Origin of the sequence: Amycolatopsis sp. NPDC051903 (genome assembly GCF_044452505.1) — a bacterium.
GTDB lineage: Bacteria > Actinomycetota > Actinomycetes > Mycobacteriales > Pseudonocardiaceae > Amycolatopsis.
Map to the genome: position 1 here is coordinate 318,035 of NZ_JBITBT010000005.1, position 17,889 is coordinate 335,923.

General features: G+C 72.5%; 17 protein-coding genes. 15 read left to right on the top strand and 2 right to left on the bottom strand.

Features of this window, described 5'->3' with window-relative positions; all coding sequences use genetic code 11:
• Nucleotides 1-146 precede the first annotated feature (146 nt).
• Together ACIA77_RS15440 and ACIA77_RS15445 are read right to left on the bottom strand one after the other, a co-directional pair.
• Nucleotides 147-1,169 carry a hypothetical protein gene (locus tag ACIA77_RS15440; RefSeq protein ID WP_395886509.1) on the bottom strand — a complete coding sequence of 341 codons (1,023 nt, stop codon included), beginning with the start codon at nucleotides 1,167-1,169 and terminating at the stop codon, nucleotides 147-149.
• Nucleotides 1,166-1,699, bottom strand: a complete 534-nt coding sequence (locus ACIA77_RS15445) for an RNA polymerase sigma factor (protein ID WP_395886510.1) — start codon at nucleotides 1,697-1,699, stop codon at nucleotides 1,166-1,168. The genes ACIA77_RS15440 and ACIA77_RS15445 overlap by 4 nt, the downstream gene beginning before the upstream one ends.
• A gap of 234 nt (nucleotides 1,700-1,933) precedes the next feature.
• Here ACIA77_RS15445 and ACIA77_RS15450 point away from each other — a divergent pair, with 234 nt between their 5' ends.
• From ACIA77_RS15450 to ACIA77_RS15520, 15 genes are all read left to right on the top strand, one after another.
• The gene (locus ACIA77_RS15450; protein ID WP_366584752.1) at nucleotides 1,934-2,107 is read left to right on the top strand and encodes a gallidermin/nisin family lantibiotic; all 174 of its coding nucleotides are present in this window, start codon (nucleotides 1,934-1,936) and stop codon (nucleotides 2,105-2,107) included.
• A gap of 69 nt (nucleotides 2,108-2,176) precedes the next feature.
• On the top strand, nucleotides 2,177-5,209 hold the full coding sequence (locus tag ACIA77_RS15455; RefSeq protein ID WP_395886511.1) for a lantibiotic dehydratase: 3,033 nt from the start codon (nucleotides 2,177-2,179) through the stop codon (nucleotides 5,207-5,209).
• Nucleotides 5,206-6,504: a lanthionine synthetase C family protein gene (locus ACIA77_RS15460; RefSeq protein ID WP_395886512.1), complete on the top strand. Its 1,299-nt coding sequence runs from the start codon at nucleotides 5,206-5,208 to the stop codon at nucleotides 6,502-6,504. The genes ACIA77_RS15455 and ACIA77_RS15460 overlap by 4 nt, the downstream gene beginning before the upstream one ends.
• A gap of 10 nt (nucleotides 6,505-6,514) precedes the next feature.
• A complete protein-coding gene (locus ACIA77_RS15465; RefSeq protein WP_395886513.1) occupies nucleotides 6,515-7,066 on the top strand; it encodes a flavoprotein in 552 nt (183 codons plus the stop codon).
• Nucleotides 7,063-7,968, top strand: a complete 906-nt coding sequence (locus tag ACIA77_RS15470) for an ABC transporter ATP-binding protein (protein WP_395886514.1) — start codon at nucleotides 7,063-7,065, stop codon at nucleotides 7,966-7,968. Before ACIA77_RS15465 ends, ACIA77_RS15470 begins: the two co-directional genes overlap by 4 nt.
• A gap of 11 nt (nucleotides 7,969-7,979) precedes the next feature.
• Entirely contained in the window at nucleotides 7,980-8,789 is an 810-nt protein-coding gene (locus ACIA77_RS15475; RefSeq protein WP_395886515.1) for an ABC transporter permease, read from the top strand.
• Nucleotides 8,786-9,967 carry a DUF6895 family protein gene (locus ACIA77_RS15480; protein WP_395886516.1) on the top strand — a complete coding sequence of 394 codons (1,182 nt, stop codon included), beginning with the start codon at nucleotides 8,786-8,788 and terminating at the stop codon, nucleotides 9,965-9,967. Before ACIA77_RS15475 ends, ACIA77_RS15480 begins: the two co-directional genes overlap by 4 nt.
• Before the next feature lie 75 nt (nucleotides 9,968-10,042).
• Nucleotides 10,043-10,507, top strand: a complete 465-nt coding sequence (locus tag ACIA77_RS15485; RefSeq protein WP_395886517.1) for a DUF4190 domain-containing protein — start codon at nucleotides 10,043-10,045, stop codon at nucleotides 10,505-10,507.
• A 348-nt stretch (nucleotides 10,508-10,855) separates the two neighbouring features.
• Nucleotides 10,856-11,509, top strand: a complete 654-nt coding sequence (locus ACIA77_RS15490) for a response regulator (RefSeq protein WP_395886518.1) — start codon at nucleotides 10,856-10,858, stop codon at nucleotides 11,507-11,509.
• Nucleotides 11,510-11,525: 16 nt separating this feature from the next.
• Nucleotides 11,526-12,143, top strand: a complete 618-nt coding sequence (locus ACIA77_RS15495) for a trimeric intracellular cation channel family protein (protein WP_204093230.1) — start codon at nucleotides 11,526-11,528, stop codon at nucleotides 12,141-12,143.
• 52 nt (nucleotides 12,144-12,195) lie between these two features.
• On the top strand, nucleotides 12,196-12,888 hold the full coding sequence (locus tag ACIA77_RS15500) for a response regulator transcription factor (RefSeq protein WP_395886519.1): 693 nt from the start codon (nucleotides 12,196-12,198) through the stop codon (nucleotides 12,886-12,888).
• On the top strand, nucleotides 12,885-14,312 hold the full coding sequence (locus tag ACIA77_RS15505; protein ID WP_395886520.1) for an ATP-binding protein: 1,428 nt from the start codon (nucleotides 12,885-12,887) through the stop codon (nucleotides 14,310-14,312). Before ACIA77_RS15500 ends, ACIA77_RS15505 begins: the two co-directional genes overlap by 4 nt.
• A gap of 103 nt (nucleotides 14,313-14,415) precedes the next feature.
• Nucleotides 14,416-15,216 (top strand): DeoR/GlpR family DNA-binding transcription regulator, encoded by an 801-nt coding sequence (locus tag ACIA77_RS15510; protein ID WP_395886521.1) that lies wholly within the window; start codon nucleotides 14,416-14,418, stop codon nucleotides 15,214-15,216.
• Nucleotides 15,213-16,295: a galactose-1-phosphate uridylyltransferase gene (gene galT / locus ACIA77_RS15515; protein ID WP_395886522.1), complete on the top strand. Its 1,083-nt coding sequence runs from the start codon at nucleotides 15,213-15,215 to the stop codon at nucleotides 16,293-16,295. Before ACIA77_RS15510 ends, galT begins: the two co-directional genes overlap by 4 nt.
• A gap of 79 nt (nucleotides 16,296-16,374) precedes the next feature.
• On the top strand, nucleotides 16,375-17,790 hold the full coding sequence (locus ACIA77_RS15520) for a trypsin-like peptidase domain-containing protein (RefSeq protein WP_395886523.1): 1,416 nt from the start codon (nucleotides 16,375-16,377) through the stop codon (nucleotides 17,788-17,790).
• The last annotated feature ends 99 nt before the right edge of the window (nucleotides 17,791-17,889 follow it).

Sequence of the window (17,889 nt, forward strand, 5' to 3'; positions counted from 1 at the left end):
TTCGGCGACGCCGATGCGAGGGAGCCGCGGATCCACGCAGCTTCCGGCCGACGCTGCCGCGGCCACGAGGTCAGGTGATGCGGCCTGGCCCGCGCCACTCCGTGTTTCCGCGGGCGGTGGTGCTCCGAGGGTGCCGGCGGGGTGGTTCACGCGAATTCCCGGCGGCGTTCGGGCAGGCGTAGCTGGCGGGCGGCCAGGACGAACAGCACCAGGACGAGGGCGAGTGTCCAGGGAGTGGTGCCCCAGACTTGCGCGGCGGCGGCGCCGATGCGTTCCGCGAGGCCGCCGCGGGCCAGGGTGGTCAGGGAGCCGAGGCACCAGGCCGCGACGGCGGCCGCGGCGCCGACGCCGGAGGACCAGCGAACGGTGCCGGCGACGGCGATGGCAGAGGCGAGCAGCGACTGGCCCAGCCAGCCCGTGACCAGGTCGAACACGCCGCTGCCGATACCTGCCGCGTGGACGGCGACCGAGCCGGCCAGCGCCAGCAGGAGGTCGACGGCCAGCACCACCACCAGGCGCGCGACGAACACCGTGACGGGTGACGTCGGCAGGGCGAACAGGAGCTCGCCCCGGGGGTCGCCGCGGCGCGAGACGGTGGCCAGCGAGCCCAGCAGCGCGACGAGGACCACGCCGGCCGCGTAGTAGCGCGACGCCAGCAGCGGGTCGGGGGTGATCAGCGCGATCCCGACGGCGGCTCCGAGGCCGGCGAAGCTCAGCGGGAGCAGCCGGCGGGGCATCAGGCGGAGTTGCCACCAGACCAGCAGGGCGCTCGTCCGCAACGATCGGCGCGGGGCCGGCCTGGGTGCCGCGTTGGGGAGCGCGCTCGTTCGCAACGGTCGGTGCGGGGTCGCCGCTTCCGGCGGCAGCGCGTCGGACGCCGCTGCCGGGTGCGGCGGACGCGAGGCGGATTCAGGCGCGAGGTCCTGGCCCGGTGCATGGGATGCGGGCGCGAGGTCCTGGCTCGGTGCATCGGCCCCGTGCGCCAGATCCGGCAGCAGCGTGGCGAACGACGGCGGCGCCAGCTCGGGCGTCAGGACCAGCGCGGCTTGACGCGTGGCTGCGGTGAGTGCGCGCCAGGACGCCCAGCGCCGGTGGCAAGCGGGGCACTCGGCGAGGTGGCCCTCGGGCCGGGCGATGAGCCGCAGTTCGTCGTCGGTGGGGTGGGTCATGGTGTGCTCCTGCGGGCCGGAGACGGGCTGAGCCGCGCGCTCAGGTGGCGCCGGGCGTGCGACATCCTGCTTTTGACGGTGCCGACCGGGATGCCCAGCGCGGTCGCCACCTCCGGGTACGAGAGGTCTTCGGCGAGCACCAGCACGAGGACTTCGCGCAGATGCTCCGGCAGCTCGGTGACCGCTTCCACCAGGGCCGCCCGTTCGACGCCGGCGAGTACGCGGTCCTCGACGCCGGGGGCTTCGTCGGGGACGGCGGCGGCTTCGTCGAGGTCGACTTCCACCAACGCGGCGCGCCGGAGGCGGTTGTGGGCTTGGCGGCGGGCCACGCCGTAGAGCCAGCCGCGGACGGACGACTCCGCGCGGAAGCTGCCTGCCGACTGCCACACTGCCAGCCAGGCTTCCTGGAGGATCTCCTCGGCCGCCCCGGCGTCGGACGTGAGGCGGCGCAGCAGGCGGAACATCCCGCTGCTGTGCCGTTCGTACAGGTGGCGAAGAGCATGCTGGTCGCCGCCTGCGACGGAGGACATGAGCTGCTCGTCCGACCACACATACATAGGTGTAGCAGCGACGCGGCCGGCGGTTCACGGCCTTCTTCCGAGTGCCCCCGACCGGGGGACTGCCCGGCCGCCTCGTGACTGCCAGTTGTCGCCCGAGGGCTTGAGGCGCGTTTCGCGGTCTGGCTTGTGTTGAAGAGGCGGACGGCAAGGGGCGTCCGCCACCTCGAGGGGAAGAACTCATCCGATTCCGAGCAAGGAGTAACCATGCCGACCTTCGAAACCACCGCCGCGGTGATCGACGACGTCGATCTGTTCGACCTCGACCTCGAGGTGGGTGTCGAGCAGATGAGCGTGACGCCGGCGATCACCAGCATCTCGCTGTGCACCCCCGGCTGCACCAGCCCGGGTGGCGGCAGCAACTGCAGCTTCTGCTGCTGATCCCGTGGCGCCGGGCCGGGACTCGGCCCGGCGCCTTCCCGAACCGTCCGTCCGTCTCCGGGGGAACCGATGGATCTGCTGTTCCGCGCTTGGCCCGCCTTCCTCGTCCGGTCGCCGTTGCTGGCCGAAGCGCCGCGGGGCGGGCCGGACACCTACGCCGGCCTGCTGACCGCCGCGGTCGCCGAGCCCCGGCTGGTCGAGGCGATCACGCTGGCCAGCCCGAGCCTCGGCGCCGTGCTCGAGCGCGTCGCCGCCGGCGAAGTCGCGGCCCTGAAACCGAAACAGCTGCGCCGGGCCGCGCTTTCCGTGCTGCGCTACGACATCCGCATGCGGACGCGGCCGACGCCGTTCGGCCTGTTCGCCGGAGTCGCCTCAGGCGAGTTCGGCGACGCGGCTTTCGAGCGGGGAACGGCGGACCGGCACCGCACGCACGCCGACATGAGCTGGCTCCTGCGGATCGTGCACCGCGCGGAAACGGATCCGGCGGTGCTGCGGGGCCTGCGCGTCCGCAGCCACCAGGCGCTGACCGGCCGGGGTGACCGCGTGCTGCTGGAGACGCCGTCGGGGCACGGCGCCGCACCCGGCCAGACCACGCGCACGATCGTGTCGGCGCGCCGCTCGCCCGTGGTCGCCGCCGCGTTGCGGGCCGCGGCGTCGCCCGTCCCGGTCGCCGAGCTCGTGCGCAGGCTCGCCGGGCAGTTCTCCGATGGAGCAGAGGCGCCCGTGTGGCGACTCGTGCGGACGCTCGTCGAGCAGGAGCTGCTGATCACGGACCTGCGCCCGCCGCTGGACGGCACCGATCCACTGCACCACGTCCTCAGCGGACTCCCCGACGGCGATCTCCGCGCCCGGCTTCAGGAACTCGACCGGCTGCGCGGGAAGTACGACACGCTCGCGCCCGGTGAAGGCACGGTCGAGCTCACCGGGCTGCTCGCGGCGGCCCGGGAGATCGAGGACTTCGCGACACCCCTGCACGTCGACACCCGGGTGGACGTCCGCTTGCGACTGTCCGAAGAGGTCCGCGCCGAGGTCGAACGCGCCGCCGAGGTCCTGTGGCGGCTGTCCCCGCCGCGCCTGGGCATGCGTCCGCTGCGCGGGTTCCACGGCCGCTTCCTCGAACGCTACGGCGCCGACCGGCTGGTTCCGGTGCTGGAACTGCTCGATCCGACGCGGTCACTGGGCGCGCCCGCCGGCTACGAATGGCCGGAAAGCGAGGCCGCGCCGGAGGAAGCGCCCGAACCGGCGAGCACGAAACGCGACCGCCTGATCAGCGAGCTGGCGATGTCCGCCCTCCGGGACAACTCGCGCGAGGCCGTGCTCACCGACGAGCTGGTGCGCGAACTCGCCTACGACGAACCCGACCCGGCGGACCTGCCGAACTCTTGCGAGCTGTACGTGCACGTGGTCGACCAGGCCGACGGCGGGTTCCGGGTCGTCGTCTCACCCAGCCCCGGCTCGCACCACGCGGGCGCGACGTCCGGCCGCTTCCACGACCTCCTGCCGGACTGGCGCGACGGCGAGCAGCGCGTGCACGTGTCCGGCGCCGTCCGCGCCGACCTGGCGTTCATGCCCCGCTCGGGCCGTGCGGCGAACCTCGCGCACACCGCCGGAGCCACCGGGCGGCGGATCACCGCCGGGCTGCCGGACGCGCCCGGGACCGAGGAGATCCCGATCGCCGAGATCGCCGTCGGCGCGACGCTCGAACGCCTCTACGCCGTGCACGTCCCGACCGGCCGCGAGCTGGTTCCCGTGCTGCCCAACATGGTCAGCCCGGCCGTCCAGGCGCCGAACGTGGTCCGCCTGCTGTTCGAGCTGGGCCTGGAAGGGCAGCGGTTGTGGGAACCGTGGAACTGGGGGCCGATGGCGAACGCGCCGTTCCTGCCGCGGATCCGCTACCGCCGCACGGTGCTCGCGCCCGCGACCTGGCGGCTCGACGCGTTGCGGGGGCAGCACGACACCGACCGGGCCGTCGCCGAGTGGCGGGCCCGGTGGCGAGTGCCGGCCCGGCTCCTGGTCGTCAGCACCGACCAGCGGCTGCTGCTGAACCTCGGCGACCCGTGGCACCGCGAGCTCCTGCGCGACGAACTGGCTCGCAATCCCGAGCTGGTGGCCCAGGAAATCGCGGGCGGCGAAGATTCGGTCGGCGACGGGCACACGCGCGAGGTCGTCGTTTCGCTCGTGCCCCGGCCCGAACGGGTCCGGCCGCCCCACGTCGCCCACGTCGTCGCCCGGCCCGAACCGGCGCGGCTGGCGGGCGACTGGTTGTACCTGGTGGTCCGCGGGTCCTGCCGGGTCCAGGACGACCTGCTGCGCGACGAGCTTCCCCGGTTGCTGAAACCGGCCGCGGAAGCGGGCGTCGACCGCTGGTTCTTCATCCGCTACACCGATTCCGGCGGCCACCACCTGCGGCTGCGGTTCCACGGCGAGCCCGCGCGCCTGTGGTCCGAGCTCCTGCCTGCCGCGTCCGAGGTGCTCGCCGACTGGCAGCGGACGGGTTTCGCCGGCACCTGCGGCGTCGAGCAGTACGACCCCGAGCTGGAGCGTTACGGCGGGGCCGGGGCGCAGGCTGCTGCCGAGCGGCTGTTCGGCGCGGACAGCGAAGCGGCGATCACGCTCCTGCGGCTGGCCAAGCAGGGACTGTTCTCCTTGGACACGCTCGGCGCGATTTCCGTCGCCGCGCTGGCGAAGGCGTTCGGGGCACCGTCGCCGGGAGCGCGCTGGGTGACCGACACCGGCGACGCGGCCGAATCGTGGCTCGCGATCACCGGCAGCCGCCGTGAACTGCCTGCGGAGTACCGAAAAGACCCGGCGCACTGGCAACGCCGGATCGACCCCGCAGGTGCTTGGGCCGGGCTCGGCGAAGCCGGCGCTCCCGTCCTGGCCGCGCTGAGCGCCCGCGACGCCGCGGCCCGCGACTACGGGCGGCTCATCCGCGAGCTCGGCGACCGTTGTGCGGCACCGGAAGCTCGGATCGTCGGCAGCCTCATGCACATGACGTGCAACCGGCTCTTCGGTGGCTCCTCAGGCCGGGAGGCCACCGTGCTCGGGCTCGCGCGCGGTGCCGTGCAGGACAACGCGAACCGGCGGAGGCACCACCGATGACCGAGTGCCTGACCGACGCCGGAGAAGCCGTCCTGCTCGTCGCGGACCGGCTCGCCGACCCGGATTCCGTGGCCGAGATCGCGAGCCGGCCGGACAACGTCGAGCCGATCTACGGCGCGTCGATGTGGGCCCCGGTCGCGCTCGCCGCGGGCCTGCCCGGCATCGCCCTGCTGTACGCCGAACTCGCGGCGGCCGACGAACGCTGGTTCGCCGTGGCGCACCGGCACATCGCACGCGCTGCGCAGCTGATGCCCGGGCAACCGGCCAACGGCCTCTACGCCGGGCCCGCGGCGCTGCTCACCGCCGTGCACCGGCTGAGCCCCAACTACGCGACGCTGCGCCGGAAGCTCGCCGCCTGGGTCGCCGCGGATCAGCAGACGCGGCTCGACGCGTGCGCCGCGCGCACCGACCGCGGCGTCTCGTGGGCGCACTACGATGTGATCAACGGCCTGTCCGGGACCGCCCGGTTGCTGCTGGCCGCCGGTGAAACCGGCGTGGTCGAGAACACGTTGCGGTACCTGGTGAAGCTGACCGAACCGATCACTGTGGACGGACACACCGTGCCCGGCTGGTGGATCCCGTCGGAGCTGCAGCCGGTCGCCGAAGACGCCCGCCGGTATCCGCGCGGCGACTTCAACCTCGGCCTGGCGCACGGGATCCCCGGCCCGCTCGCGTTCTTCGCCGCGGCGCTCGAACGCGACGTGGAGGTGCCCGGACAGCGCGCGGCCATGCGGCGCATCGGCTCTTGGCTGCTCGCGCGGCGCCGCACCGGCGAGGCGGGCGCGTACTGGCCGTGCCGGCTCGGCTGGGACGAGGAAATCTCGCCCGCCGCTGAAGTTTTCACCCGCGAGGCGTGGTGTTACGGCGCTCCCGGCGTCGCGGCGGCGCTCCACCGGGCCGGCGCGGTGCTGGGCGAAGCCGGCTGGTGCGCCGCCGCCGTCGGCGCGTTGCGCGCCGTCCTGGCCCGCGACGAGCAGTCGTGGCGGCTCGACGGCCCGACGGTCTGCCACGGCTACGCCGGCCTGCTGCAGATCCTGCGCCGCGTCGGCACCGCGGCCGCCGATCCGGTGCTACTCGACGGCTGCGCCCGGCTGGCCGCCCGGGTGCTGTCGTTCGCCGACCCGGCGACCCCGTTCGTCTTCCCCCACCTGGTGCCGGATTCGCCGCGGGGCTGGCTCGACGCGACGGGGTACCGGCGGCTGAACGTCGCCGGAATGCTCGAAGGCGCGGCCGGCGTGGCCTGTGCCCTGATGCCCGCGGCGGGTGCGTGGGACACCGCCCTGATGCTGACCTGAGGAGGTCACCATGTCCGCCTTACCGGAGAAACTCCTGCTCGGCGTGAGCGGTTCGGTCGCGGTGCTGAGCCTGCCCGGCTACCTGCACGCGTTCCGCACCGCCGGGGTGCGCCAGATCGTCGCCGTGCTCACCACGACCGCGGCGCGCTTCCTGCCGCCGAGCAGCCTCGCCGTGCTGTGCGACCGCGTCTGCACCGACGACGATCCGGCGGGCGGGCACGTCGCGCTCGGCCGGTGGGCCGACCGCGCGCTGATCCTGCCCGCCACGGCGAACCTGCTCGGCACCGTCGCCCACGGCCTGGCGCCCACTCTGCTCACCACGACCGTGCTGGCCGCCGATTGCCCGGTCACCTTCGCGCCGGCGATGAACCCCGTGATGTGGCAGCGGCCCGCGGTGCAGCGCAACGTCGCCTTGCTGCGCGAGGACGGCCACGACGTCGTCGACCCGATCCCGGGCGCCGCCTACGAGGTGGCGAGCCGCGCGATCGTGCCGAGCATCGTCGTGCCACCGGCCGAAGTGCTGCTGGAGCGGCTCGCCGCGGACGCGGAGGTGCCGGCATGACGCCCGCGTTCGACGTGAGTGACCTCGTGGTCACCTACGGCGGGCGGACCGCCGTCGACGGGGTTTCGCTCGCGGCGCGGCCCGGCGAGATCGTGGCGCTGCTCGGCCCGAACGGCGCCGGGAAGTCCACTCTGCTCAAAGCGCTGTCCACCGCGGTGCCGCCGGACTCCGGCCGGATCGAGGTGTTCGGGCACGACACGGCGGTGGACCCCGTCGCCGCGCGGCGGCGGATCGGCATGGTCTTCCAGGAGCAGACACTCGACCCCGATCTGCCGGTGGAGCGCAACCTCTGGTTCCACGCCCGGCTCTTCGGGCTGCCGCGGGCACAGGCGCGAGCGCGCATCGACGACGTGTTGCACCAGTTCGACCTGGCCGACCGGCGCGCCGACCCCGTCGAACAGCTCTCCGGTGGGCTCGCGCGCCGGCTGGAGATCGCGCGGGCGTTGCTGCACCGGCCCGGCCTGGTCATCCTCGACGAGCCGACGACCGGGCTGGACCCCGACGTCCGCCGGGCGTTGTGGGCGGACCTGCGCCGGCTGCGTGACGAGGAGCGCGTGACCGTCCTGTACGCCACGCATTACCTGGCCGAGGCCGAGCTCGCCGACCAGGTCGCGATCATCCACAACGGACTCCTGGTGCGCGGCGGTTCCCCAGCCGTGCTCAAGGCCGAGCTGGCGGCGACCGCGCTGCGCCTGTCCACCGCGGACGACGTCGTGGCCGAAGGCGAGCTCATCCGCGCGGGCTTCGACGCCTCGTCCACAACGGACGGTCTGCTGGTGCGGTGCGCGCAGCCCGAACGGCGGATCGCCGAGGTCGTGCGGGCGGTCACCGTGCCGGTCACCGAAGTGGCCCTGCGGGAGCCCTCGCTGGACGACGTCTACTTCGCCACCACCGAATCCTGAGGGCGGACCCCATGACTGTGCAGGAAATCCGCGTGCCCGTCCCGGCGACGGCGCGTCCCGCTCGGGTCCCGTGGGCCGAGTTCTGCCGTGCGCTGGCCGTGGTCGCCGGGCGTGATCTGTACCGGCAGGCCCGCCACCCCGGCACGCTCGTCGCGCAAGCCGTGCAGGTGGTGTTCTTCCTGCTCGTCTACGCGGTCGGGTTCGACGGCATGATCGGCTCGGTCGGCGGCGTGCCGTTCAGCGCGTACGTGTTTCCCGGCATCATCGCGATCCAGGTCGTGACGCTCGGGGTGACGTCCGGGCTGAGCTACGCGTTCGACCGCGAGTACGGCGCGCTGCGGGAGATGCTGGTGGCGCCGGTCCCGCGGTTGTGCCTGCCGCTGGGCAAGGTCTTCGCGACGGCCGTGACCGCCGGTGGGCAGAGCGCGGTCATGCTGGTGTTCGCGCCGCTGCTGGGCCTGCGGCTCACGCCGGTGTCCTATCCCGCCGGGGTGGTGGTGTTCACCCTGGTCGGCGCGATCTTCGGCCTGTTCGGCGCGTACCTCGCCACGGTGATCACCCGGGTGCAGACATTGCAGAGCGCCGTGCAGCTGGCGATGTACCCGCTGCTGTTCCTGTCCGGCTCGGTGTTCCGCCCGGACGGCGGGCCGGCGTGGCTTTCGGCCGCGCTGAAGATCAATCCGATGACCTACGCGGTCGACGGCGTGCGTCACCTGCTGGTGCCGGGCGGCGGCGCGCTGCCGTGGTGGCTCGACCTGGCGGTGACTGGCGGACTGGCCGTGGTCTTCGCGGTGCTGTTGCGGCTGCGGGTGGGCCGGTGACCTCGCGCGACTGGCTCGAAGCGCACCTCGAATGGTTCGCTCCCGAGCTGTGGAACGAGTTCCTGCCGGCGCGGCCGTTCGGCGGTGGCCCGCTCCTCGAGCTGCTGATCCTGTGCGACGAGGTACCCGGGCTCGCCGTCACCGGTCCCGCGCTCGAGCTGGCCGGCCGCCTGACCGCGGCGCCCGAGTTCCGTGCCGGGCTCTACCGCGGCGACGCGTACTTCACCTACCACGTCTGGCTGCTCGTGCTGGTGGACCGGCTCGGCGGCCGTCGCCCGGAGCTGCTGGCCGCGGCGCAGGGGCTGCTCGACGCCGGCGTCCGGCCGAACCAGGACGGGATCGGCGCGCTGGAACTGAGGTACGTCACGGACCTCGGCGGGCTCACGAACCCGTACCTGCCGTCCGCACGCCGCCTGTACGACCGCTGGCGCGAAGGACAGCACCTCGACCCCTTCCGCATGACCGATGCCGACTGCTACGCCCTGACCCACGCGGTCTTCTACGGCACGGCGTTCGGCCGCACCACGATGCGTCCGGACCCGGCGCTGACCCGGGCGACCCGGCTCATGCTCGCCACCCACCTCGCCCACGGCGACCTCGACCTGGGCGCGGAACTCTTCCACACCGCCCTGCTGACCGGTGCGTCGAGCGAGTCGGTGCGGCAGCGGCTGGCCACCGCCGCGCGGGCCGGCGGCGCGGTCGCCGGCCCGCGCCACGATCCGGCCGTCGCGGCCCGGCTGACCGGGCGGAAAGCCGACGCGTACGAGTTCGGGACGTGTTACCACACCACGCTGGTCACCGAACTCGCCCTCGCGGCGCCGGTGTCCGGCGAACCGATGAACGAGCCGGGACTGATCGAGGACCTCGTGTTCGCCTTCCGGCGCGGCGACCTGAGCCGGACAGCGACTCTGCTGTCCCGCGCTGCCCACGAGAGCCGGCGCGACCCCGCTGTCGCCGCCGCCGTGGGGCACTTGCGCGCCCAGCGGCAACCCGACGGCAGCTTCGGCAGCCCGCCCGATGCCGAGCGCGCGGCGTTGTGCGAGGCCGCGTTGGAGCGGTTCGGCGTGGCCGGTGGTGCCGGGCCCGCCGAGCCTTCGGCCGTCGTGGACGGGCGGGTGACCTGGGTCAGCGGGCGAAGGCGGGCAGCTCGTAGCCGACCTGATGCACGGGAGTGGTAACGATCGGGCAATTTACCCGATAAGGCGTGCGCCGAGTCGTATGGTCTCGGTTCTCGACGTAGAAAGGTGTCACCTGTGAGCACGCCCGACAACCGTGAGCAGTACCAGCAGTACCCGGCTGGCCAGAGTGAGCCGTTCGGCGCTCCGCCGGCCGGTGGCGGTTACGGGCAGCCCGTGGTCGCGCCGCGCAACGGGTTCGGTGTCACGGCGCTGGTGCTGGGGATTCTGGCGCTCGTGCTGTGCTGGACCGTGTGGGGCGGCATCGTCCTCGGCGTCCTCGCGCTGATCTTCGGCATTCTCGGCGTGAAGCGCGCCAACCGCCGCGAGGCCACCAACAAGGGCGTCGCCGTTTCCGGCATCGTCACCGGCAGCATCGGCCTGGTCATCGGGGTGGTGCTCGTCGTGCTGGTCGGGTCGTTCTTCGCGATGTTCGGGAGCCAGCTCGGCGACCTGCAGGACTGCTTGAAGCAGGCCGGCAGCGACCAGGCTCAGGTTCAGCAGTGCGAGCAGCAGTTCAGCGACGGCGTGCAGAAGCGCTGAGCAACCCGCGAAGTTGTCATCCCGCGCGAGGTCTGGGGGGCAGGATCGCCACCTCGCCCGGGTTGACGAACGGTGTGGCGGTGTCGGACTCAACGGTCCGCCGGGATCCAGAACGGCTGGGAGAGCTCTCCCAGCCGTTTCCGTGTGGTCTGGACCCGCACTTCGACCGACCGACAGCGTCGCCCGTGTGGGGGACCCGCCGACCGGAGGACCAGCACGATCACCGACTCGGCCGGAGCGGTCCCGTCACCTGGTCGTGTCTGGTTTCGAAACACTGAACAACAGTAGGTAATCTTCCTTAACGGGAAGCGGGGAGCCGCTTCGACCACCGGCTGCCGGAGGGCTTCGTTGATCAAGCTCATGTTCGCCGACGACGAGGAACTGGTTCGTTCGGGGCTGCGCGCCATGATGTCCGGGGCGTCGGACATCGAGATCGTCGGCGAGGCGAGCGACGGCAGATCCGCGGTGGAGGTGGCGCGGCGCTACCACCCGGACGTGGCGCTGCTCGACATCAAGATGCGGGCGCCCGACGACGGGATCCGCGCGCTGCGAGCCATCCTGGCGCTGCCGGACCCGCCGCGGATCGCGATGTTGACCACGTTCGACATCGACGAGTACGTGAGCCTGGCGCTTCGGCTCGGGGCCAACGGGTTCCTCTTGAAGGACATCGACCCGGCCGCGCTGCTGCGCGCCATCCGTGACCTGGCCAAAGGTGGCGCCGTCCTCGATCCGGGGGTGGCGGCGCGGATGGTGCAGTCGCACCGGGACGAGCAGCGGGCCGCGCAGCCGGCGCGGAAGCTGCTCGCCAGCCTCAGCGAGCGGGAGCGCGAGGTGGTCGCGTTGATCGGCCAGGGGCTGTCGAACGCGGAGATCGGCGGGCGGCTGCACCTGAGCGAGGCGACCGTGAAGGGCTACGTCTCGGCGGTCCTGTCCAAGATCGGCGCCGCGAACCGCGTGCAGGCCGCGTTGCTGGCCTACCGCGGTGGCCTGCTCGACCAGTAGCGATGGACGAGTAGCGATGCTCACCGCGCTCGAGTTCCTCGGGCTGGTGGCCTTCGCGGCGTCCGGTGCGCTGGCCGCAGTCCGTGCGCGGCTCGACGTGTTCGGCGTGATCGTCGTCGGCCTGACCACGGCGCTGGGCGGCGGCATCATCCGCGACGTGCTCCTCGGCATCCACCCGCCGACGACGCTCGCGAACTGGCCGTACCTCGCGGTCTGCGCGGCGACGGCGCTGATCGTCTTCGCGTTCCACCCGCAGGTCGCGCGGCTGCGGCGCGCGGTGCTGCTCGCCGACGCGATCGGGCTCGGCGTGTTCGCCACAGCCGGCACGACGATCGCGCTCAACGCCGGCGCCACCGCGTACGCGGCCTGCCTCATCGGCATGACCAGCGGCATCGGCGGTGGCGCGGCGCGTGATCTGCTGCTGCGCGAGATCCCGCTCGTGCTGCGCAAGGAGATCTACGCCGTCGCCGCGCTGGCCGGGGCGGTGCTCGTCGCGGTCGGTCACGCTCTGCCACTGCCGCAGGGGATCGTCACCACGATCGCGGCCGCCGTCGTCGTCACGATCCGGCTGGTGGCTCTGTGGCGGCATTGGAACGCACCCGTCGCGAGACCCGGAACGGACGAGTCTTTGTGAGTTCTGCGTGTGTTCTTAGGCGGGTCTCAGCACGCTGAGTAAGACTTACGCCATGCGCATCCTTGTGGTGGACGACGATCGAGCCGTCCGTGAATCGCTCAGGCGGTCCCTGGAGTTCAACGGGTACACCGTCGAGCTCGCCAGCGACGGTGCGCAGGCCCTGGAGTCGATCATCGCCAACCGGCCGGACGCGATGGTGCTCGACGTGATGATGCCGCGCCTCGACGGGCTCGAAGTGGCCCGCCGCCTGCGCAGCACCGGTGACGACCTGCCCATCCTCGTGCTGACCGCCCGCGACACCGTCTCCGACCGGGTCTCCGGCCTCGACGCCGGCGCCGACGACTACCTCCCCAAGCCGTTCGCCCTGGAGGAACTGCTCGCCCGCCTGCGCGCGCTGCTTCGCCGCGCCGCACCGGAGAGCCAGCAGGGCGAGACGAGCGAGGTCCTGTCGTTCGCCGACCTCACGCTGGACCCCGGCACTCGCGAAGTCCGCCGCGGCGGTCGCGAGATCAGTCTCACCCGCACCGAGTTCGCGCTGCTAGAGCTGTTCCTCTCGTACCCCAAGCACGTGCTGACCCGAGGAAGGATTCTGGAGGAAGTATGGGGTTACGACTTCCCGACGTCGGGCAACGCGCTGGAGGTCTACGTCGGCTATTTGCGCCGCAAGACGGAAGCGGGCGGCGAGGCGAGGCTGATCCACACGGTGCGGGGCGTCGGGTACGTCCTGCGCGAAACGCCACCGTGACCGAACCCGAAAGCGGTGCCGTCTCGACGGTCGACGTCACGGATCCCCGCGGCGACCGCTGGGGCACGCGCCGCTTCTCGCTGCGCGGGCGCGTGACGCTGCTGGCCGCCGCTTGTGTGGCCGGCGCCGTCGCGCTCGTGTCGCTGGGCGCGTACATGATCGTGTCGGGCAACCTCTACCAGCAGCTCGACGACAACCTCCTGGCCCGCGCCCAGGCGGCCGTGAACTCACCGCAGGTGCAGACGCAGCTCAAGCAGGTGCCCGGCGCGTTCCTCGCGAGCGCCGACCTGCAGATCGGCCAGCTCAACGGCTGGACCGGCGAGCTGACGTACCCGCAGGCCGGCTCGCCGCCGCCGGTCGGGCAGGGCGAGCTGGACGTGGCGACGGGCGTGAAGCCGCAGTCGCTGCGCACGGACGTCGCCACCGACACGCGCGTGGTCGCGCTGCCGGCCGGGCACGGTGTGGCCATGGTGCTCGCGCAGTCGATGGAGCCGACGAAGCGCACGCTCAACGAGCTCGCCGTGGTGCTGTTCCTCGTCGGCGGCGCCGGGATCGTGGTCGCCGCGGGGGCGGGGACCGCCGTCGCGCGCGCCGGGTTGCGCCCGGTCGACCGGCTGACGTCGGCGGCCGAACGCGTCGCCGCCACCGGTGACCTGCGGCCCATCCCCGTGTCCGGCGACGACGAGCTCGCCCGCCTCACGCAGAGCTTCAACACGATGCTCGGCACGGTCGCCGATTCGCAGGAGCGGCAACGCCAGCTCGTCGCCGACGCCGGCCACGAGCTGCGGACCCCGCTGACCTCCTTGCGCACCAACCTGGAGCTGCTGCTCTCGGCCAGCCGACCGGGCGCGCGCACGCTGCCGGACGAGGACCGCGCCGACATCGAGGCCGACATCCGCGGCCAGCTCGACGAGCTCACCCAGCTCATCGGCGACCTCGTGGAGCTCGCCCGCCAGGACGAGCCGCGCGAGCAGACCGAACGCGTGGAGCTGGTCGACGTCGTGGAGCGCGCGCTCGACCGGGCCCGCCGCCGCGCCGGCGACATCGAGTTCGACGTGCACCTGCAGCCGTGGGTGTTGACCGGCGACAACAGTGCGCTCGAACGCGCCGTGCTCAACCTGCTCGACAACGCGGTGAAGTTCTCGCCCGCCGGCAGCCGCGTGCGGGTGACGCTGCGGCCGCTCGGCGACGGCACGGCCGTGGTCGAGGTCGCCGACTCCGGCCCGGGCATCGCCGACGAGGACCTGCCGAAGGTGTTCGACCGCTTCTACCGCTCGTCGGAGGCGCGGACGCTGCCCGGGTCCGGCCTCGGGCTCTCGATCGTGAAGCAGGCCGCCGAACGCCACGGCGGCGCCGTGTACGCGATGCACGCGCCGGAAGGTGGTGCGCTGCTGACGATCCGGCTGCCGGGCGCTCCGGGCTGATCCTCGCCTGGCCAACTGGACGCTCGAGTGGCACGTCCACGACACCACATGTTGAATCGTGTAGGATTTTGTGTGGTTGACGGTTCGTGCTTGAGGAGTGGTGGTGCTCGCCCGGCAGCGACAGGCAGTGATCCTCGAGGAGGCGCGCCGGACCGGTGCGGTCCGGGTCAGTGACCTCGTCGCGCGCCTCGGCGTGTCCGACATGACGGTGCGGCGCGACCTCGACGTGCTCGCCGGCCGTGGGCTCGTCGAGAAGGTCTACGGCGGCGCCACGTCGGTGGTCGGCAAGAGCACCGACGAGCCCGGCTTCGAAGCCAAGTCCGTGCGCCAGCGCGCCCAGAAGGAAGCGATCGCTGAAGTGGCCGCCGGCCTGGTGAAGCCGGGCACCGCGATCGGCCTGTCCGCCGGCACCACCACGTGGACGATGGCCCGCGCGCTCGACGCGATCCCGGGCCTGACCATCGTCACCAACTCGATCCAGGTCGCCGACGTGCTGCGCGCGTCCACGCAGCCCGACCGCACCGTGGTGCTCACCGGTGGCGTGCGGACACCGTCCGACGCGCTCGTCGGGCCGGTCGCCGTGCACAGCCTGCGCTCGCTGCACCTGGACCTCGTCTTCCTCGGTGTGCACGGCATGGCCGAGGGCGCCGGTTTCACCACCCCGAACCTCACCGAGAGCGAGACCGACCGCGCATTGGTCGAGGCGGGCCGGCGGCTGGTGGTGCTCGCCGACCACACGAAGTGGGGCACCGTCGGCATCTCGACGATCGCCGATCTCGAAGAGGCCCACGTGGTGGTGTCCGACGACGGGCTGGCCGACTCGGCGAAGGAGACCCTCGCCGAGCGGGTGGGAGAACTCATGATCGCCGAAACGGCGGAGAACCTCGAGGCAGAAGACGCGTGAAACGCACCTTGCGACACCTGGCGGACGGCCGGGAGATCATCTACTTCGACCACGACGGTGAGCACGAGCGGGCCGCCGAGGACACCCGGGACCTCCCGCCGGTGGCCGCCGCGTCGGAGATCCGCCTCGATCCGCTGACCCGCGAGTGGGTCGCGATGGCGGCGCACCGGCAGACGCGCACGTACAAGCCGCCGGCCGACCTGTGCCCGCTGGACCCGTCGGCGCCCGGCCGGCCGACCGAGATCCCGGAGCCGGACTACGACGTGGTCGTGTTCGAGAACCGGTTCCCGTCGTTCTCGCAGAACGCGCACGGCGATGCATCCACTGTGGACGAGTTGGGACTGGTGCCGACGGCTCCCGGCCTCGGCCGGACCGAGGTCGTCTGCTTCACCAGTGACCACGCCGGCTCGTTCGCGCGGCTGAGCCCCGAGCGGGTGCGCCTGGTCGTGGACGCGTGGGCCGATCGCACGGTGGGCCTGGGCGAGACACCGGGCGTCGAGCAGGTCTACCCGTTCGAGAACCGCGGTGAAGAGATCGGTGTGACGCTCTCGCACCCGCACGGCCAGATCTACGGCTACCCGTTCGTCACGCCGAAAACCGAGCGGATGCTCGACGTCGCGCGCGCCTACCGCGCGGAGCACGGCCGGCCGGTGATGGGCGACGTGCTGGAGGCCGAGCAGAAGTCCGGCGCCCGCGTGATCGTGGAGGGCGAGCACTGGACGGCGTTCGTGCCGCCCGCCGCGCGCTGGCCCGTGCACATCCAGGTCGTGCCGCACCGGCAGGTGCCCGACATCCCGGCGCTCTCCGACGCCGAGCGCGACGACTTCGCCCGCGTGTACCTCGACGTGCTGCGCCGCTGCGATTCGCTGTACGACCGCCCGTTGCCCTACATCGCCGCGTGGCACCAGGCGCCCGTGCGCCGCGACCGCGACCTGGCGTGGCTGCACCTCGAACTGTTCTCCGTGCTGCGCGCGAAGGACAAGCTGAAGTACCTCGCCGGCTCCGAGTCGGGCATGGCCGTGTGGATCAACGACGCGACGCCCGAGCAGATCGCGGAACGGCTTCGCGCGGCGGGCTGAGGGGTCGCGGCGGCATACTCATCTCCGAAACACAGCTTCGGCTCAGGAACCTCTCAGGCCCGGCCGCTTAGGTGATGACATGACCGAGAACGACCCCCACGCGCACGACTCCGCGGAGGGTCGCCAGAACCCGGGTGCCCAACCGGGCACCGAGGGTCAGGCGGCCTGGAGTCAGTCCCCGACGCCCGGCACCCCGCCCGCGTCCGGTGAGCAGGCCACGCAGCAGACGCCGGGTTACCCGCAGCAGGGTGACGCCTACGCCGCGCCGAACCCGTGGTCCGCTCAGGGCGCGCAGACCGGTCCGGTCCGCTACAACCCGTACCCGTCCGCCGGCGGCGCGACGCAGCAGCAGCCGTACGCCACGCCGGGTACGTCGGTGTACAACGTGCCGTCGAACGCGCCGAAGAAGTCCGGCTCGGGCAAGCTGCTCGCCAGCGTCGCCGCGATCGCGCTCGTGATCGGTGGCGTGGCCGGTGGGACTGTCGGGTACCTGACGGGCGGCTCGTCGGGCCCGTCGGTCAACGCGCTCGACCAGCCGAAGCCCGCGCAGCAGACGGGCAACGCGCCGGCCGGCTCCGTCGAATCGGTGGCGCAGAAGCTGTCGCCGAGCGTCGTCGAGCTGCAGGTCGCCGGCCGCACGGCCGCGGGCGAGGGCTCCGGTTTCGTGCTCAGCACCGATGGCTACATCCTCACGAACAACCACGTCGTCGAGGTCGCCGCCAACGGCGGCCAGATCCAGGCCGTGTTCCAGGACGGCAAGAAGGCCGCCGCGAAGATCGTCGGCCGCGACCCGACGACCGACATCGCCGTGGTGAAGGTCAGCGGGGTCAGCGGGCTCTCGCCGGTCGAACTCGGCCGGTCCGACGACCTGCGCGTCGGCCAGCCCGTGGTCGCCATCGGCTCGCCGTTCGAGCTGAGCGGCACGGTCACCTCCGGCATCGTCAGCTCGCTGCACCGGCCGGTGCAGGCGAGCGGTGACGAGACCGACCAGGCCACGGTGATGGACGCGATCCAGACCGACGCCGCGATCAACCCGGGCAACTCGGGTGGTCCGCTGGCGAACATGAACGGCCAGGTCATCGGCATCAACTCGGCCATCTACAGCCCCAACGGGGGCCAGGGCGGGCCGAGCGGCCAGTCGCAGGGCGGCAACGTCGGCATCGGCTTCGCCATCCCGATCGACCAGGCCCGCCGCACGGCGGACGACATCATCAAGACCGGCCACGCGACGCAGACGTTCATCGGCGCCAAGGTGGCCGACGCCCCGCAGGGCGGCGCTCAGCTCGGCGACATCACGCCGGGCAGCCCCGCTGAGAAGGCCGGCCTCAAGTCGGGTGACGTCGTCACGAAGATCGACGACCGCACCATCGACAGCGCCGACACGCTCATCGCGGCCATCCGCACCCGCGCTCCGGACGAGAAGGTCACGTTCACCCTCTCCGGCGGCCGTACCGTGCAGGTGACCCTCGGCGGCCAGCCGGTTCCGGCGAACTGATCGCTCGGCCGCCCGACGCGGCCGAGACCAAACCACGGCTCGACCCCTGGGGCAGGGGCCGAACCCTTGAAGGCCACGCGCGACCGGGCATTCGACGCC

Coding starts and splice junctions, on each gene's coding strand:
- ACIA77_RS15470 (WP_395886514.1), top strand. CDS start 7,063: ATGACGCCCGCGTTCGACGTGAGTGACCTCGTGGTCACCTACGGCGGG.
- ACIA77_RS15475 (WP_395886515.1), top strand. CDS start 7,980: ATGACTGTGCAGGAAATCCGCGTGCCCGTCCCGGCGACGGCGCGTCCC.
- ACIA77_RS15455 (WP_395886511.1), top strand. CDS start 2,177: ATGGATCTGCTGTTCCGCGCTTGGCCCGCCTTCCTCGTCCGGTCGCCG.
- ACIA77_RS15465 (WP_395886513.1), top strand. CDS start 6,515: ATGTCCGCCTTACCGGAGAAACTCCTGCTCGGCGTGAGCGGTTCGGTC.
- ACIA77_RS15495 (WP_204093230.1), top strand. CDS start 11,526: ATGCTCACCGCGCTCGAGTTCCTCGGGCTGGTGGCCTTCGCGGCGTCC.
- ACIA77_RS15460 (WP_395886512.1), top strand. CDS start 5,206: ATGACCGAGTGCCTGACCGACGCCGGAGAAGCCGTCCTGCTCGTCGCG.
- ACIA77_RS15520 (WP_395886523.1), top strand. CDS start 16,375: ATGACCGAGAACGACCCCCACGCGCACGACTCCGCGGAGGGTCGCCAG.
- ACIA77_RS15445 (WP_395886510.1), bottom strand. CDS start 1,699: ATGTCCTCCGTCGCAGGCGGCGACCAGCATGCTCTTCGCCACCTGTAC.
- ACIA77_RS15440 (WP_395886509.1), bottom strand. CDS start 1,169: ATGACCCACCCCACCGACGACGAACTGCGGCTCATCGCCCGGCCCGAG.
- ACIA77_RS15500 (WP_395886519.1), top strand. CDS start 12,196: ATGCGCATCCTTGTGGTGGACGACGATCGAGCCGTCCGTGAATCGCTC.
- ACIA77_RS15450 (WP_366584752.1), top strand. CDS start 1,934: ATGCCGACCTTCGAAACCACCGCCGCGGTGATCGACGACGTCGATCTG.